Origin of the sequence: Dietzia sp. B32, assembly GCF_024732245.1 — a bacterium.
Classification (GTDB): domain Bacteria; phylum Actinomycetota; class Actinomycetes; order Mycobacteriales; family Mycobacteriaceae; genus Dietzia.
In genome coordinates this window covers 1,144,945-1,160,672 of the sequence record NZ_CP093845.1, presented here as the reverse complement: position 1 = coordinate 1,160,672, position 15,728 = coordinate 1,144,945, and the positions used below count along the sequence as shown (strand labels likewise).

16 protein-coding genes are annotated in these 15,728 nt (G+C 68.9%); 15 read left to right on the top strand and 1 reads right to left on the bottom strand.

The genetic code is table 11. The annotated features are described in order from the left end of the window. The first annotated feature begins 71 nt into the window (after positions 1 to 71). Complete coding sequence (locus L8M95_RS05515) at positions 72 to 851, top strand: triacylglycerol lipase (RefSeq protein WP_260488505.1); 780 nt, start codon at positions 72 to 74, stop codon at positions 849 to 851. 39 nt (positions 852 to 890) lie between these two features. After that, positions 891 to 1,481 carry a TetR/AcrR family transcriptional regulator gene (locus L8M95_RS05510; RefSeq protein ID WP_260488504.1) on the top strand — a complete coding sequence of 197 codons (591 nt, stop codon included), beginning with the start codon at positions 891 to 893 and terminating at the stop codon, positions 1,479 to 1,481. A gap of 24 nt (positions 1,482 to 1,505) precedes the next feature. Here the strand turns inward: L8M95_RS05510 and L8M95_RS05505 are convergent, their stop codons facing one another. Continuing rightward, the gene (locus tag L8M95_RS05505) at positions 1,506 to 2,492 is read right to left on the bottom strand and encodes a diacylglycerol kinase family protein (protein ID WP_260488503.1); all 987 of its coding nucleotides are present in this window, start codon (positions 2,490 to 2,492) and stop codon (positions 1,506 to 1,508) included. Between the two features lie 344 nt (positions 2,493 to 2,836). On the opposite strand from L8M95_RS05505, the gene rplJ reads away from it, so the two are divergent. The 13 genes from rplJ (at position 2,837) to L8M95_RS05440 (ending at position 15,557) form a co-directional block, all read left to right on the top strand. Further along, positions 2,837 to 3,349: a 50S ribosomal protein L10 gene (gene rplJ, locus L8M95_RS05500; protein WP_260488502.1), complete on the top strand. Its 513-nt coding sequence runs from the start codon at positions 2,837 to 2,839 to the stop codon at positions 3,347 to 3,349. 60 nt (positions 3,350 to 3,409) lie between these two features. After that, positions 3,410 to 3,796, top strand: a complete 387-nt coding sequence (gene rplL, locus L8M95_RS05495; protein WP_260488501.1) for a 50S ribosomal protein L7/L12 — start codon at positions 3,410 to 3,412, stop codon at positions 3,794 to 3,796. Positions 3,797 to 4,002: 206 nt separating this feature from the next. Further along, positions 4,003 to 5,139, top strand: coding sequence for an ABC transporter ATP-binding protein (locus L8M95_RS05490; protein ID WP_260488500.1), 1,137 nt, complete (start codon positions 4,003 to 4,005; stop codon positions 5,137 to 5,139). Between the two features lie 26 nt (positions 5,140 to 5,165). Then, positions 5,166 to 5,996: an ABC transporter permease gene (locus L8M95_RS05485; protein WP_260488499.1), complete on the top strand. Its 831-nt coding sequence runs from the start codon at positions 5,166 to 5,168 to the stop codon at positions 5,994 to 5,996. A gap of 48 nt (positions 5,997 to 6,044) precedes the next feature. Beyond that, entirely contained in the window at positions 6,045 to 6,854 is an 810-nt protein-coding gene (locus L8M95_RS05480; protein WP_260489172.1) for an ABC transporter permease, read from the top strand. Beyond that, positions 6,851 to 8,287: an MCE family protein gene (locus L8M95_RS05475; protein ID WP_260488498.1), complete on the top strand. Its 1,437-nt coding sequence runs from the start codon at positions 6,851 to 6,853 to the stop codon at positions 8,285 to 8,287. The genes L8M95_RS05480 and L8M95_RS05475 overlap by 4 nt, the downstream gene beginning before the upstream one ends. Continuing rightward, the gene (locus L8M95_RS05470; protein WP_260488497.1) at positions 8,284 to 9,375 is read left to right on the top strand and encodes an MCE family protein; all 1,092 of its coding nucleotides are present in this window, start codon (positions 8,284 to 8,286) and stop codon (positions 9,373 to 9,375) included. The genes L8M95_RS05475 and L8M95_RS05470 overlap by 4 nt, the downstream gene beginning before the upstream one ends. Continuing rightward, positions 9,372 to 10,394 carry an MCE family protein gene (locus L8M95_RS05465; protein ID WP_260488496.1) on the top strand — a complete coding sequence of 341 codons (1,023 nt, stop codon included), beginning with the start codon at positions 9,372 to 9,374 and terminating at the stop codon, positions 10,392 to 10,394. Before L8M95_RS05470 ends, L8M95_RS05465 begins: the two co-directional genes overlap by 4 nt. Continuing rightward, a complete protein-coding gene (locus tag L8M95_RS05460) occupies positions 10,394 to 11,623 on the top strand; it encodes an MCE family protein (protein ID WP_396119751.1) in 1,230 nt (409 codons plus the stop codon). Before L8M95_RS05465 ends, L8M95_RS05460 begins: the two co-directional genes overlap by 1 nt. Beyond that, on the top strand, positions 11,620 to 12,873 hold the full coding sequence (locus tag L8M95_RS05455; RefSeq protein ID WP_260488494.1) for an MCE family protein: 1,254 nt from the start codon (positions 11,620 to 11,622) through the stop codon (positions 12,871 to 12,873). The genes L8M95_RS05460 and L8M95_RS05455 overlap by 4 nt, the downstream gene beginning before the upstream one ends. After that, positions 12,870 to 14,114 carry an MCE family protein gene (locus L8M95_RS05450; protein ID WP_260488493.1) on the top strand — a complete coding sequence of 415 codons (1,245 nt, stop codon included), beginning with the start codon at positions 12,870 to 12,872 and terminating at the stop codon, positions 14,112 to 14,114. The genes L8M95_RS05455 and L8M95_RS05450 overlap by 4 nt, the downstream gene beginning before the upstream one ends. Positions 14,115 to 14,167: 53 nt before the next feature. Continuing rightward, the gene (locus L8M95_RS05445; RefSeq protein WP_260488492.1) at positions 14,168 to 14,863 is read left to right on the top strand and encodes a hypothetical protein; all 696 of its coding nucleotides are present in this window, start codon (positions 14,168 to 14,170) and stop codon (positions 14,861 to 14,863) included. A 19-nt stretch (positions 14,864 to 14,882) separates the two neighbouring features. Then, positions 14,883 to 15,557 carry a hypothetical protein gene (locus L8M95_RS05440; protein WP_260488491.1) on the top strand — a complete coding sequence of 225 codons (675 nt, stop codon included), beginning with the start codon at positions 14,883 to 14,885 and terminating at the stop codon, positions 15,555 to 15,557. Positions 15,558 to 15,728 lie beyond the last annotated feature (171 nt).

The window sequence follows — 15,728 nt, the reverse complement described above, 5'->3', positions numbered from 1 at the left end:
TTCACCGAGTGAGCGGGGGAGAAGGGGCTCGAGGGGAGATGCGCTGGCGCAGGAGGATGGAAGTCCTAGGCGTGACATTGCTCCTCGCGGTGTCGTCGCCGACGACGGCGAACGCGGCTCCGACGGAGCGGGAGGCGTGCACGGGCCCCGAGGTGCTGCTGGTCCACGACCTGACGGGAACACCACGGGACTGGGATCTGCTCGTCGCCGACCTGCGGTCAGCCGGGTGGTGCCCCGTCGCCGTCGACTGGGGACGTCCTCGCCCGGGTGACGTCCCGCTCCCCGTCGGTGGACTGACCGGCGTGGACGCCGCGGCCGCGGAGCTCGCCCGCAGCCGGGGTTGGACCTCCGCAACGCCGGTGTCCGAGCCCGTGGCGGTGGTGGCCAAGGGGGTGGGTGGACTCGTGGTGCAGCGTGCCGTCCAGCTCGTGGGTCCGACAATCCCGCCGATCAGTGCGCTGGTCACGCTGGGGCCGGTCTGGAACGGTACGAACGTGCTCGGGATCGCCGACGTCGAGGATCTCAGCCGCGCCGCGGGGGTCTTCGAGCCGATCCTCGCGTGGGAGCGAACCTGGATGGACCCGATCTGCGAGGGCTGCCGGGAGGCGGTGCGCGGATCGGATCTCCTCGCCCGGCTGCACTCCGACGGTCTGCGTACGCCCGGGGTGGCCTACACCGACATCGTCTCGCCGGTCGACCTGCTGGTCCACCCGCCGCTGGAGCAGTCCCCGCCGGGGACGGTGGTGCGGGTCGCGGGACCGTTCGCCCGAGGTCTCCCGGTGTGGCACGGCGAACTCGGGAGAGACCCGGACTCCCGTGCTCAGGTCGTGGAGGCGCTCGGGCCGACGTAGGGTGACGACGATGATGACACGACACGGTGGGGCGGGCCGATGACCCAGGGGTCGACGTGGTCCGCCCGGCCGAGCGGTCCCCGGACGGGGCGTCTCTCGGCGGAGGACTGGGCCCGCGCCGGGCTGGACCTGCTCATGACCGAGGGCAGGTCCGCGGTCAAGATCAGCCGGCTGTGCGCGGACTTCGGCGTCACGAAGGGCAGCTTCTACTGGCACTTCGCCGACTTCGACGCCCTCATGGCCGCCGTCGCCAGACTGTATTTCTCGCAGGAGATGGACGCCGCCCGTGGACTGGTCTCGATGGAGGCGATGCCGCCCGACAAGCGGCTGGAGACCATGAGCGCGATGCTGGTGGAATCCCGGGCCTGGGAGGGGGAGGCCGCGATCCGGGAGTGGGCCAGGGCGGACGAGACGGTCGCCGAGGCGGTGGCGGAGCTGGACCAGCGCATCCTGCGGGTGGTCCACGACGCGTTCGTGGAACTCGGGTTCTCCGAACGGGGAGCTCGTATCCGCGCCGGGGTGCTGGTGTACGCCGGCATCGGGTTCGTCTACGGGCGATCAGCCCTGCCCGTGCCCACCGTGGAGGAGATCCACGACGTCCTGGCTCTACTGCTGCGCGGCGAGGCCTGAACCGGTCGGGCCGGGTGGCGCGGGTCAGACGGCGACCCGGACCGTCAGCCCCCTCCGCTTGATCCGGGCGGAGAAATCGGTCACGGAGCCGCAGTCCTCGCCGTCGATCTGGAAGGAGGCCGGCTTCTCCATGATCCGCGCGGTGACCCCCACCCCCTGGCGGAAATCCAGGGGTCGGGTCCGATGCTCTTCCCTCTCGCTCTCCGGGGTGGGACTCCTCCGCAGGATCGGCTTGAGGCGATGCTGGAACGTGTGATGGGCCAGGACCGCACCCGCCTGCGCCCACCCGAGAGGGCCCTTGGCGCGCAGCGCGAGAACGTCCAGGAGACCGTCGTCGATGACGGCGTCGGGCAGCAACACCATCCCCGCCTGCAACATTCCGCAGTTGGCCACCAGGAGGGTGCGCGCACGGGTCTGGATCGGCGACCCGTCGTCGAGGGCGTACTCGACCCTGATGCGGTGACCGCGCAACAGCGTGTTGGCGAACGCGCCGACGTAGGCGAGCCAGCCCACCCGCGCCTTCAGCCTGTCGTCCGTGCCCGCGATCATGTCGGCGTCCATGCCCGCTCCGAGCATCACGAGGAACACGTCGTCCCGGGACGCGCCGTCCCCGTCGGTGTAGCGGACCTCGCCGATGTCTATGGCCCGGCTCCGGCCACCCATGGCGATACGCAGCGCACGATCGATGTCGTCCAGGGGGATGTCGAGGTTGCGGGCCAGCAGGTTGCCGGTGCCGAGTGGGACCACGCCCATCGGGACAGCGGTGCCGAGCAGTCCCTGGGCCACCGAGCGCACGGTGCCGTCGCCACCGCACGCGATCACCAGTCCGACACCGTCCGCGGCGGCCTGCGCAGCCTGGCCCGTGCCAGGGTCCTCCTCGGTGGTCTCGTAGAAGACGGGGTCCGTCCATCCGTGCCTGGACGCCCGCTCCTCCGCGCGGCGGCGTACCTCGTCGACCCCGACCTTGGTGGGGTTGTAGATGACGGCGAGGCGAGACGGGGTTGGGGACACCGCACCAATGTGTCAGAAAGCCGAGCGTGCCGCCATTCACCGCCCCCGGGCCGATTTGGCGTGTGCCGTCCGCCGGCTATATCCTTGGGGCCGAAGTTTGAACGTCCGAGGGTCCTGCCCTCGGATACCTGATCAAGTTTCACCGAAGACCGCAGGTCGCTGCTCCCGCCGGGGGTGGTCGAAGGGTCCGGGAGCGCCCGGACGGCCCGCGCAGGAGAACACCGGTCAGCGTCGGATGTGCAGTGGATCCCCAGGATCCGTGCCAGCTCCTCCACGCCCCGTGCCGCCTGCGCACGGGGCGTTCGTGTTTTCTCGGGCGAGATGATGCAGAAAGGAGGCGAAACATGGCAAAGCCCGCAAAGGTCCAGGCCGTCGAGGAGATCAAGCAGCACTTCCAGAACTCCACGACCGCCGTGGTCACCGAGTACCGCGGACTCTCCGTTCCGCAGGTCACCGAGCTGCGCAAGACGCTGGGTGACGCGGCCACGTACACCGTGGCCAAGAACACCCTGGTCAAGCGTGCGGCTGAGGAAGCCGGAGTCGAGGGTCTCGACGACCTCCTGTCCGGCCCCACCGCCATCGCGTTCGTCACCGGTGAGGTCGTGGACGCCGCCAAGGCGCTCAAGAACTTCGCCAAGGACAACAAGGCGCTCGTCATCAAGGGCGGTGTCATGGACGGCGCCCCGCTGTCCGCCACCGAACTCGACAAGATCGCCGAGCTCGAATCCCGCGAGGTCCTGCTCGCGAAGATGGCCGGTGCCCTCAAGGGCAACCAGGCCAAGGCCGCCGGCCTGTTCAACGCGCCCGCTTCGCAGCTGGCACGTCTGTTCGCGGCGCTCCAGGACAAGAAGAACTGACACACCCCACATGCTTCCGGGCCGTCTGACGGCACCGGGACCAACAGAAAGGACGCCACCATGGCGAAGCTCAGCAACGACGAGCTGCTCGAGGCCTTCAAGGAGATGACTCTTCTCGAGCTCTCCGAGTTCGTGAAGCTGTTCGAGGACACCTTCGAGGTCACCGCGGCCGCTCCGGTCGCCGTCGCCGCTGCCGGTGCCCCGGCTGCCGGTGGCGAGGCCGCCGCCGAGCAGGACGAGTTCGACGTCGTCCTCGAGTCGGCCGGCGACAAGAAGATCGGCGTGATCAAGGTCGTGCGCGAGCTCGTGTCGGGCCTGGGCCTCAAGGAGGCCAAGGACCTCGTCGAGTCCGCCCCCAAGGCGATCATCGAGAAGGTCGACAAGGAGGCCGCCGAGGCCGCCAAGACCAAGCTCGAGGAGGCTGGCGCGAAGGTCACCCTCAAGTGATCTGACGCACCACCGCTTCACCAGGGGCGGCCCGGCGACATCGCCGGGCCGCCCCTGCGGCATTTCCCGCAGATCTCCCGGCCCGCCCGCCTGCTGACGTCGATAACGGAACACTTTTCCACGGCATGTAACAAAGCACACCGCCGGAGCGGTAGTTTACAGTGACCGTGGCCACAGATCAGGGGCTGCAGTGAGGAGTGGTTGACGTGGGTGTCGAGGTTTCCGTAGAGGGTCTGACCAAGTCCTTCGGTTCGCAGAAGATCTGGGAGGACGTCACGTTCACCCTTCCCGAGGGTGAGGTCAGTGCCCTGCTCGGTCCGTCGGGTACCGGTAAGTCGGTATTCCTCAAGTCGCTCATCGGCCTCCTGCGCCCCGAGCGCGGCAAGATCATCATCGACGGCACGGACATCCTCCAGTGCACCGCCAAGGAGCTCTACGAGATCCGCAAGCTGTTCGGGGTCCTGTTCCAGGACGGCGCGTTGTTCGGGTCCATGGACCTCTACGACAACGTCGCGTTCCCGCTGCGGGAGCACACCCGCAAGTCCGAGTCCGAGATCCGCGACATCGTCATGGAGAAGCTCGAGTTGACCGGTCTGACCGGCGCAGAGGGCAAGCTGCCGGGCGAGATCTCGGGCGGTATGCGCAAGCGCGCCGGTCTCGCCCGGGCGCTCGTGCTGGACCCGGAGATCATCCTCGTCGACGAGCCCGACTCCGGCCTGGACCCCGTGCGCACGACCTACCTCGCGCAGCTGCTGATCGACATCAACGCGCAGATCGACGCGACGATCCTCATCGTGACGCACAACATCAACCTCGCCCGTACCGTCCCCGACAACCTGGGCATGCTCTACCGCAAGAACCTCGTCATGTTCGGTCCCCGAGAGGTCCTGCTCACGAGCGAGGAGCCGTCCGTGCGCCAGTTCCTCCGCGGGTCCAAGCTCGGCCCCATCGGCATGTCCGAGGAGAAGGACGACGCGCAGATGCGCGAGGAGCAGGCGCAGGCCGACGCGGGACACAACGACGGCTCCCCGGGCGAGGACGAGGTCACGGGTGTGCCGCCACAGATGCAGCCCACCCCGGGCGGACCCGAACGCAAGGGGGAGATCCGGCGAGAGAAGCGCGTCGCCGAGATGCTGGACACCCTGCCCTCCGAGGCCCAGGAGGCCATTCGGGCCGAGTGGGCAGCGCGCGGGCACGGCAACGGTAAGGTCCCGGCTGCGGCGTCGTCAGGGGCGTCCGCTCCCGCCGCCGAAGCCGCCACCCCGTCGCAGTCCACCGAGCCCGCCGCCGTCGCGGCTCCGGGGGCAGGGGTCGACGACCACTACGGTTCTGCGGCGAACTGAGGCGGCGACGAGTCCGGGGGAGACAGATGGCGGAGGGTGCGACTCAGCAGCCCAGGCGAACATCCGGAGTGGCACCGGCGGACGTCGGCAACGGCGTCCAGCAGGCCGTCGGCGAAGCCGGCAAGGTGTTCCGTCTGTTCATCGAGGTGTTGCGGGGCATATTCAGGCGACCGTTCCAGTTCCGCGAGTTCATAGGCCAGTCATGGTTCATCGCGTCGGTGACGATCCTGCCGTCGGCGCTGGTGGCGATCCCCTTTGGCGCGGTCGTCGCGATGCAGACGGGCTCGCTGGTGCAGCAGCTCGGGGCGGAGGCCTACACCGGCGCGACCGGCGTCCTCGCCGTCGTCCAGCAGGGCGCGCCGCTCGTGACCTCCCTGCTCATCGCCGGGGCCGCCGGGTCCGCGGTGGCGGCCGATCTCGGCGCCCGCACCATCCGCGAGGAGCTCGACGCCATGCGGGTGCTGGGAATCGACCCGGTCCAGCGCCTCGTGGTACCCCGCGTGCTGGGCATGATGCTCATCGCGGTCCTGCTCAACGGTCTGGTGTCGATCGTCGGCATCGCCGGGGGCTACGTGTTCAACATCCTCCTGCAGGGTGGCACCCCGGGCGCCTACCTCATGTCCTTCGGGGCGCTCGCCCAGCTGCCGGACTTCATCATGTCCTCGATCAAGGCCCTCGTATTCGGCCTCATCGCCGGAGTCGTGTCCTCGTACTGCGGCATGAACCCCAAGGGCGGTCCCAAGGGAGTCGGCGATGCCGTCAACCTGGGCGTCGTCCTCACATTCCTCCTGCTGTTCTTCGCCAATCTCATCCTCACGGCGATGTATCTGCAGATCGTCCCGCCGAAGGGGTCGTAGATGGCGATCCATACCGACGTCGGACCCACGCGGGCCCGGCTGAGGGCGATGGTCCGTGGCCCCATCGCCTCGTTCGATTCACTCGGCGACCAGCTCGCCTTCCACCTCCGGGCCATCCGGTGGATCCCACAGACCGTAGTTCACTACCGCAAGGAGGTCCTGCGGCTCATCGCCGAGGTGACCTTCGGGGTGGGCGTGCTCGCCGTCCTCGGCGGCACGATCGGCGTCATCGTCATGATGAGCGGGTTCACCGGCGTCGTCGTCGGATTACAGGGGTACGCGGCGCTGGATCAGATCGGTAGCTCGGTCCTGACCGGGTTCCTGTCGGCGTACGTCAACACCCGCGAGGTCGCGCCCCTCGTGGCGTCGCTCGCGTTGTCCGCCACCGTCGGGTGTGGCTTCACCGCCCAGCTCGGCGCGATGCGGATCTCAGAGGAGATCGACGCCCTCGAGGTGATGGCGATCCCGAGCGTGCCCTACCTGGTCACCACTCGCATCATCGCCGGTTTCGTCGCGGTCATCCCGCTCTACGTGGTGGGTCTGCTCTCGTCGTACCTCGCCACCCGAGGTGTGAACACGATGATCCAGGGCCAGTCCACCGGCTCGTTCGACCACTACTTCCATCTGTTCCTGCCGCCGGAAGACGTCATCTATTCGTTCGTCAAGGTCATCATCTTCGCGTTCGTGCTGGTGATGATCCACTGCTACTACGGATTCACCGCCACCGGAGGGCCTGCCGGCGTCGGCGTCGCGGTCGGCCGGGCGGTGCGGACGACCATCGTCGTCGTCGCCATCCTCAACTTCTTCGTCGGCCTCGCCCTCTGGGGCACGACCACGACTGTGCGGGTGGCCGGATGAACGAGTTGTCCCCGTTTAAGACGCGACTCCTGGCCGCGTTGTTCATCGTCATCGTCGTGGCGTTCGTCGGTACCACCATCGCGATCTACAACCGCGCGTTCACTTCCTCCGACAGCGTCGCCATGATCACCGACGACATGGCCTACTCGCTGCCCGTCGACGCCGACGTCAAGGCTCGCGGCGTTCTCGTCGGACGGGTCGCCGGCCTCGAGCCCGACGGTGAACGGGTGCGCGTGAACCTGGAGTTCGATCCCGACCTCATCGACCAGTTGCCGGCCAACGTCAGTGGCCGGTTGCTGCCCAAGACACTGTTCGGCGAGCGGTACGTGGACCTCGGATTCCCCGACCAGCCCGCAGGCACCCTCGAGGCAGGCAGCACGATCGAACAGGACACCCGCGGTAACGCCACCGAACTCGGCCGCGTCCTGGACGGTCTGCTCCCCGTGCTCGAAGCCGTCCCGCCGCAGAAGCTGGCCGGGACCCTCGGGGCCCTCAACCAGGCGTTGGCGGGTCGCGGAGACGAGATCGGGGCGAGCCTGGTGGAGATCGGTCAGGTCTTCGAGGGCATCACCGAGGAGATGCCGGCCCTGGAGTCCGGTCTCGCCGACCTCGCGACCTTCTCCCAGACCTACTCCGAGGCACTCCCGGATCTCATCAACGCCCTCGACGCGCTGCGCACCACCGGCGACACGGTGGTGCAGCGACGCCCCGACATCGCGGACGGACTGGAGCGCATCACCCGGTCGGCGGAGACCCTCACCGGTTTCCTCTCGGACAACCGATCCGATCTCATCGCCCTGGCCGCGGACTCGCGGACCTCCCTGGAGTACCTGGCGGAGTATTCCCCGGCCCTGCCCTGCACGGTCGAGAACTTCATGCTCGCGCTGGACCGCTCCGACGCGATCCTCGGTGTGGGGGATCCGCACCCGGGCATCCGGGTGACGATCGAGGTGGTCAACCCGAAGGGCCGGTACGTGCCGAACCAGGATGAGCCCCGCTTCTTCGACACCCGCGGACCGCGCTGCTACGAGCCGGCCCAGGAGCCGGCCATCTTCCCCATGGCCCCGGGCGGGGCGATCGCGGACGGGTCGTTCCAACCGCCGACGCGCAACCCGGGCCCGCAGTTCATCCCCACCCTGCCCAACCCCCTCGACCTGGACGGCCCGGTGCCGTCCCTACGGACCCGCGGATCGGTTCCCGCCGCGCCGGGCCGCGCCGTTCCGGAGCAGCCGAACCTCCCGTTCCCGTCCACCGTGACGGCCGGGCAGGACCGCGACGTCATGGCCATGGCCTACGCGGGATCGCCGGTCGAGACGGACACCGTCCGCACGGTGTACGGCGTCGCCACCTCACGTGACGCCGCCGAGATCCCGGGCTGGATCGGCGCGATCGGCGCCCCGGCGCTGCGCGGGACGGAGGTGGCCTTCCGATGACCACCAAACTCAAGGCGCTCTTCCGAGGTGGGCTGCTGTCCTCGTTCATCAAGCTCGTCGTCTTCATCGTGGTGACCGGCCTGCTGAGCATGATCCTCGCCACCACGATCCGCGGCGGCACCCGCGAGGACGGCGTCGAGTACTCGGCCGTCTTCTCGGACGCCACCATGGTCGAGAAGGGCGACGACGTACGCATCGCCGGCGTGGTGGTGGGGCACGTGACCGACTTCGAGGTCCACGACCGGGACAAGGCCAAGGTGTACTTCACGATGTCCGGCGACCGGACGCTGCCCGCCAACGTCCACCTGTCCCTCCGGTTCCGCAACATGATCGGCCAGCGGTACATGAACATCTCGAGAGAGCCGGGCCCGGTCCAGCCGGCCCTGCCCGAGGGCACCACCATCCCGATCGAGAAGACGTCCCCCGCGGTCGATCTCACGGCACTGTTCAACGGGTTCCGACCGTTGTTCACGACCCTGCAGCCCGAGGACGTCAACGCGCTCGCGGACTCCCTCGTGCGGGTCCTGCAGGGCGAGGGCGGCACCGTGACCAGCCTGGTGCAGCAGACGGGGCAGCTCACCAACCACCTGGCCGATCGCGACCGGGTGATCGGCGAGGTGATCGACAACCTCACCCGGGTCCTGGAGACGATCAACGAGAGGGACGTGCAGTTCCAGCAGCTCGTCGTGACCACCCGGCAGCTCGTCGAGGGGCTGGCCGGCGAACGGGACGCGATCGGGAGTTCGCTCGACTCGATGGCGGACCTGACGTCCTCGGCGGAGAACGTCGTCACCGCGACGCGCCCGGCGGTCACCGAGTCCCTCGACCACCTCAAGCTCGTCACCGACAACCTCGCCGACAACGAGGACAAGCTCAGCCAGGTCCTGGAGAACATGCCGCGCAAGACCGACAACCTCATCCGGATGGGGTCGTTCGGATCCTGGTTCCAGTTCTATCTCTGCGGCCTCGACGTCGTCCACGGACCGGGCAACGGAGTGCCCAATCTCCTCCCGTCCGGAGGGCCGACCGTCAACCACACCGTGTACACCAACGTCGCACCGCGGTGCCATGAAGGGGGCATCCCGTGAGCAAGCGCAGGCCGGGCGAGCCCCGGTTCGGAAACGCCACGATCGGCGCGATCGGGGTGGTCGTGATCCTCGTGCTCACCCTCGGGTCGTTCCAGCTGGACTCGCTGCCCGTGGTGGGTGCGGGCCCCAAGTACGAGGCGTACTTCTCCGAGGCCGCGGGCCTCGCCGACGGCAACGAGGTACGTGTCGCCGGAGTGAAGGTGGGCGTCGTGACCGGCGTGGAGCTCGAGGGCGACAAGGTGCTCGTGGGCTTCCGCGCGAAGGACGCGTGGCTCGGGGACGACACGCGGGCGAGCATCCAGGTCAAGACGGTGCTGGGGCAGAAGTACCTCGCGCTGAGCCCGGCCGGGACGGGGGAGTTGGACCGTTCCGAGCCGATTCCGCTCGAGCGCACCGTGGCCCCGTACGACGTGGTGACCGCGTTCTCCTCCGCTGCTGAGACCCTCGACGCGATCGACGACGCCAAACTGGCCGAGAGCCTGGACACCCTCACCGACGCCATGCAGGCCTCACCCGAGGAGTTCCGCAGCGCAGTGGACGGGGTGTCCCGACTCTCCCAGACCATCTCCAGCCGGGACGAGGAGCTACGCCAGCTCCTCGAGGCCACCCGGACCAGCTCGGCGATCCTCGCGGAGCGCAACGACGACTTCCGGCGACTCATCATCGGAACCGGTCAGCTGCTCGGTGAACTCAACCAGCGGTCCGAGACTCTCAAACTGGTCCTGGCCTCGACGCGCGGACTGTCCGGCGAACTGCGGCGGTTCGTGGGGGAGAACGAGGCGAAGTTCGGCCCGACCCTGGACAGCCTCGACTCCGCCCTCGAGATCCTCACCGATCACGAGGAGGACCTGAAGAAGTCCATCCACAACCTGGCACCCTTCTACCGGCTGTACGCCAACTTGCTGGGCACCGGACGGTGGTTCGACTCCGTGGTCACCAACCTCATCCCGCCGGGCGTGCCGGAACCGCCCTTCTACCCGGGTGCCCGCACGCCGGCTCGACAGAGTGGGATCAAATGATGCACAAGAAGCTGCCGTACTGGCTGGTCGCGCTGCTCCTCGTCGTCGTCGTCGCGATCGTGGCCGTCACCTACCTCGCCGTCACCCGGCTGGGACGGACCACCATCACCGCCACCTTCCCGAGCGCGGTGGGCATCTCCAAGGGGACCGACGTACGGATCCTCGGCGTGACCGTGGGCTCGGTGGACGAGGTGACGCCGATGGGTGACACGGTGGAGGTCACACTCCACGTCTCCCGCGGGGTCGAGGTCCCCGTCGACGCGAAGGCCGTCCAGGTGACCCCCTCGGTCATCCCGGATCGCAACATCCAGCTGGTGCCCGCGTACTCCGGTGGACCCACGATGGAATCCGGAGCGCACATCCCGCTCGAACGCACCGCCACGCCCGTCGAGGTCGACAAGCTCTACGCGTCGATCAAGGACCTCACCGAGGCCCTCGGCCCGGACGGCGCCAACCGGGACGGTGCACTCGACCGGTTCGTGGCCGCGTCGGCCGACACCCTCGCGGACAACGGGGCCGCGCTCGGACGCTCGATCGACGAGCTGTCCGGCGCCGCCACCACGCTCGCGGACTCGAGCCAGGACATCAGCGAGACCGTGGTCAACCTGCAGTCCTTCGTCACTATGCTCGCGCAGAACGACGCCCAGGTACGCCAGTTCAACTCCCAGATGGCGACGTTCAACCAGACCGTCGCCGGGCAACGCGAAGACCTGCAGGGAGCGCTCGGCGAGTTGAGCTACGCGCTGGCCGACGTCGCGCGACTGGTACGGGACAACCAGGACGTCATCCGCAGCAACGCCGACCGCCTGGTCACCATCAGCCAGATCACGGCCGACCAACGCGACGACCTGGAGGAGATCCTCAAGGTGGCGCCGTTGGCGTTGTCCAACCTCATCAGCGCGTACGACGCGGAGTCGGGGACCCTGTCGATGCGGCCGAACATCCCGGAGAAGCAGAACCCGGCCGGAATCCTCTGTCAGATCATGAAGCTCGGTCGCCTCAACCCGGGCAGCGAGCTCTTCCAGGAGCTCGACAACCTGCGGCGCGCCGACATCCAGGCGTGCGAGGCGCTGGCCCCGCAGCGGAACCAGGAGCTGAGGGACGCCAACCCGGACCTGCCCCTGGGCATCCTGGCGGGCGAGATGAAGCAGTCCATCCCGGTGCCCGGCACCGTCGAGGGCAACCGCGGGTGGCCCATGACGCCCGCGTCCGAAGGGGGACGGGGATGATCCGCCACATCACCACGGCAGGACGCGCGGGCCGTGCGCTGGGTTCGGCCGCCCTCGTCGCGGCACTGGCCGCCGGGTGTTCCATGAACCTGGAGGACTACACCCTGCCGGGCGGCGCAGAAGTGGGGGACGACCCCATGGAGGTGTCCATCCGGTTCGACGACGTGCTCGACCTGGTGCTGCAGTCGACCGTCAAGGTCAACGGCCTCGACGCCGGGCGCGTCACCGGGATCTCGCTCGCCGAGGACGGGTGGACCGCCCAGGTGGACATCGTCCTGCGCGATGATCTCGACCTCCCGGCGAACGCCGAGGCCTCGATCCAGCAGACCAACCTGCTCGGCGAGAAGTTCGTCCAGCTCACCCCGCCGGAGGACGAGCCGGCCACCGGGCAGCTGTCGGACGGCGACGTGATCGCCACCTCCAACTCCCGCACCGCGACTGATATCGAACAGGTCCTCGGGGCCCTTTCGCTCCTGCTCAACGGAGGCGGGGTCGACCAGCTGCAGCCGATCGTGTCCGAGCTACGCAAGGTCACGGACGGCCGGGAGGAGGGGCTCACCGAGACCCTGCGGTCCGCGGACGAGCTCATCTCCGGGCTCAACCGACAGCGAGACAGCATCACCGCCGCGCTCGACGGGGTGAACCTCATGACGACGCGGGCCAACGACCAGCGTCAGCAGATCCAGGCCGCACTCGACGAGCTCCCGGCCGGCGTGGCCGTCCTCGAGGAGCAGCGGCCCCAGCTGGTGGAGATGCTGCGCCGGATCGACGCGTTGGGTGAGGTGGGATCGGACATCCTGCTGACCAGCCGAGAGGACCTCATCGCCGACCTGCGCGCACTGCGGCCGGTGCTCCAGTACCTCGGAGAGTCGACGCCCGATCTCATCGAGCTCACCGGCTTCGTCCCCACCTTCCCGTTCCCCGACTCGTCGATCCGGTCGACCATCGGTGGCTCGGCCAACGTGTTCCTCTCGGTTGACGCGACCATCTCCGAGACGCTCCGCAACCTCGGGGCGAACCAGGGTGATCCGGTGCCGCTGCGGCCGATCACCACCCGCGGGCCGTACAACGTCGACCCCGGGAACCCGTGGGAGGGTGGCAACGGCCCTGACCGGAGAACCACCATCGTCCTGCCACTGCTACCGATCCCACCGATCATGGACCGGGCCGTGGAGCCCAGGCCCGCGCCGGGTACCTCGGAGTTCTCCGACAAGTACCTGCCCGAACCAGGGGAGCCCGGATACCGATGAGCAAGACACTGAGAGCCCAGCTCATCGCGTTCTGCGTGATCGCGGCGGTCGGCGTGGCCTACGTCGGCGCCAACTACGTGCGCCTGCCGTCGTTGTTCGGCATCGGGCAGTACAAGGTCTATCTGGACCTGCCCGACACCGGCGGTGTGTTCACCAACGCGGCGGTCAACTATCGCGGCACACCCGTCGGACGAGTGGGGGAGTTGACGCTCACCGACGACGGCGTGCGGGTCGAGCTGGACCTGGACTCCAGCACCCCCGACATCCCGGCGGACACGGTGGCCGTGGTCGCCAACCGCTCGGCGATCGGTGAGCAGTACGTCGACCTGCGTCCCAACAGCTACTCCGAGCCGCACCTGAAAGACGGGGACGTGGTCTCGGCCGGCCGTGAGGCCCTCCCGGTACGGGTGGAGGACCTGCTGGCCTCCGTCGACGAGCTGTCGCGCTCGGTGCCGTTGGACGACCTCGAGGTGATGGTCGACGAACTCGGCAAGGCGGTCGAGGGCCGCGGCCCACAACTCCAGCGCCTGTCGGATTCGCTGATCCGCCTCTCCGACGAGGGCATCCGCACGATGCCGCAGCTCCAGGCACTGATCCGCGACGGGGCGACCGTGCTCGACACCCAGGCCGACCAGTCGGGGGAGATCATCAGCTTCTCCCGGGACCTCCGGACCGTGACGGAGGCGCTGCGCGATTCCGACTCGGATCTCGAACGACTCATCACCACCGCGCCGGAGTTCGCAGACGAGACCCGCTACCTCGTGGAGAACTCGGGCGAGCCGCTCACCCGCGCGGTGGGCAACCTGTCCACCACCATGAAGACGGTCGACCCGCTCGCCCCGTCGTTCGTGGTGTTGCTGCAGCTGCTGCCGGCCCTGTCCGCCGGTGGCCTGTCCGTGGCGCCGGGAGACGGCACGATCCACTTCGGGCTGGTCCTGGAGATGGACAACCCGACCACGTGTACCCAGGGTTACGAGGGCACCTACGAGATCATCGAGCAGATGAAGGCGCAGGACCCGTCCTTCGACCCGCAGGAGCAGAACTTCCCGCCGAACTACGACGCGCGGTGCACGGTGCCGTTCGGCAGCCCCACGGCCGTCCGCGGCGCCGACCGGGTCGAGTACGCACACCCCGACGTCCCGCAGCCGTGGGACACCAAGCCCAAGATCGACCCGGACAGGCTCAACCTGTCCGTGGCCGCCGAGCAGCTCGCCGTCCTCCAGGGGTTGATCCCGCGGTGACGACGGCACCGGGCGATGACCCGGCCCGCGGGGGTTCCGGTACCGTCGCCGCCATGAGTTCTCAGGAGACGAACGGGGGAGTCGACGCCGGGCGCGCGGCCCGCACCGGGGTGAGGGTCCCGCGGTGGCTGGCGGTCGTGGCCGTCGTGATCCTCGTCGCCGGCCTGGCGACGCTGGGGGTGTTCGGGGCGAAGTACCTCCAGGCGCGGTCGGCACAGGAGGTGGCGCAGGAGCGGGAGGCCGTCGCGGACGTCGCCTCCCAGGTCATCATCAACGCGTTCAGCTTCGACCACCGCAGCGTGGACGACTCCCTGGGCCAGCTGGCCGCGGCGTCGACGGGCGACTTCCTCGCCGAGCAGGAACAGTGGGCCGAGGACGTGCGCACGCGGGTGACCGAGCAGAAGGCGGTCACCACGGCGACGGTGTCCCACGCCGCGGTGGAGATGCTGGACCGGGACGCCGGGGACGCGGCGGTCCTCGTCGTGTTCACCGCGCACTCCGAGCGCGAGGGCCAGGAGGACATCACCGGTCGGCAGGCCATGCGCGTCGACCTCACCCGTGTGGACGGGCAGTGGAAGGCCGACGCGGTCAACCAGGTGGGAGTGACGGTCCCGGTCGGGCAGTCCAGCCGGTCGGTGCAGGAACTCCGGATGCCCGAGGCAGGGGACGCGCAGGACGAGACGGCCGAGGCCGAGGAGGCGGAGACATCGACGCCGACGCCGGCGCCGACCACCTCCGCCGGGCGATGAGGAAGAGCGGGAGCAACTGATGCCACCCATCAAGAGGACCCAGAAACCTGTCCCCGCGCCCGCCAGGCGACGCCTGGCCGGCCACGGCGGACCCACCCGTGTGGACTCCACGTCCCGGGTGGGCCGGGATCGTGACGACGACGAGGTGCGCGATCACGGAGACGACGACCGATCGGGGGCAGGTGCCGCTCGTCGTCGTCCCACGGCGCGGACGCTGACCATCACCGCTCTCTCGGTCGGCCTCGTCGCCGGGGCCGCGGGGGCGTTCCTCGCGACCGAGCCGGGCATCTCGGTCGAGAACCGGGCGTTCGTCGACCAGCAGGCCACCGACGAGGTCCTCACCGCCGCCACGACCAACGTCCAGAGGCTCGTCGCGATCGACCACGAGACGCTGGACCAGTACCACGACTCCCTCGGTGAGTTCCTCACCCCGCCGCTCGTCGAGGAGCTCGACCAGAACTGGCCCGCGCTGCGCGACAGTTACGAGCAGACCGCCACGACGGTCGACGCGCAGGTGCGCGAGGCCGGCCTGTCCTACCTGGAGGACGACAAGGCCGAGGTCCTCCTGGTCCAGGACGTGTCGATGACCCGGGACGGCGCGGCCGCGGGGAGCACCAGCGGCACGTACCTGGTCGGCCTGGACAAGGTCGATGGCGTGTGGAAACTGTCGCGGATCCCGGATCTGCCCTCCTGACGGGGACCGCGGGGAGGCCGATCCGGCAACGGACCGGGTCGGATCCTTGACGAACGCGCTTTCACCCGTCACCCTTTAGGTGCATCGGACGAGACCCGCTCAAGTGAGGGCGTCACGGTCCGGGTGCGACGTCCCGACCGGGGGCCGATGAGGCGAGAGCCACGAGGGCAA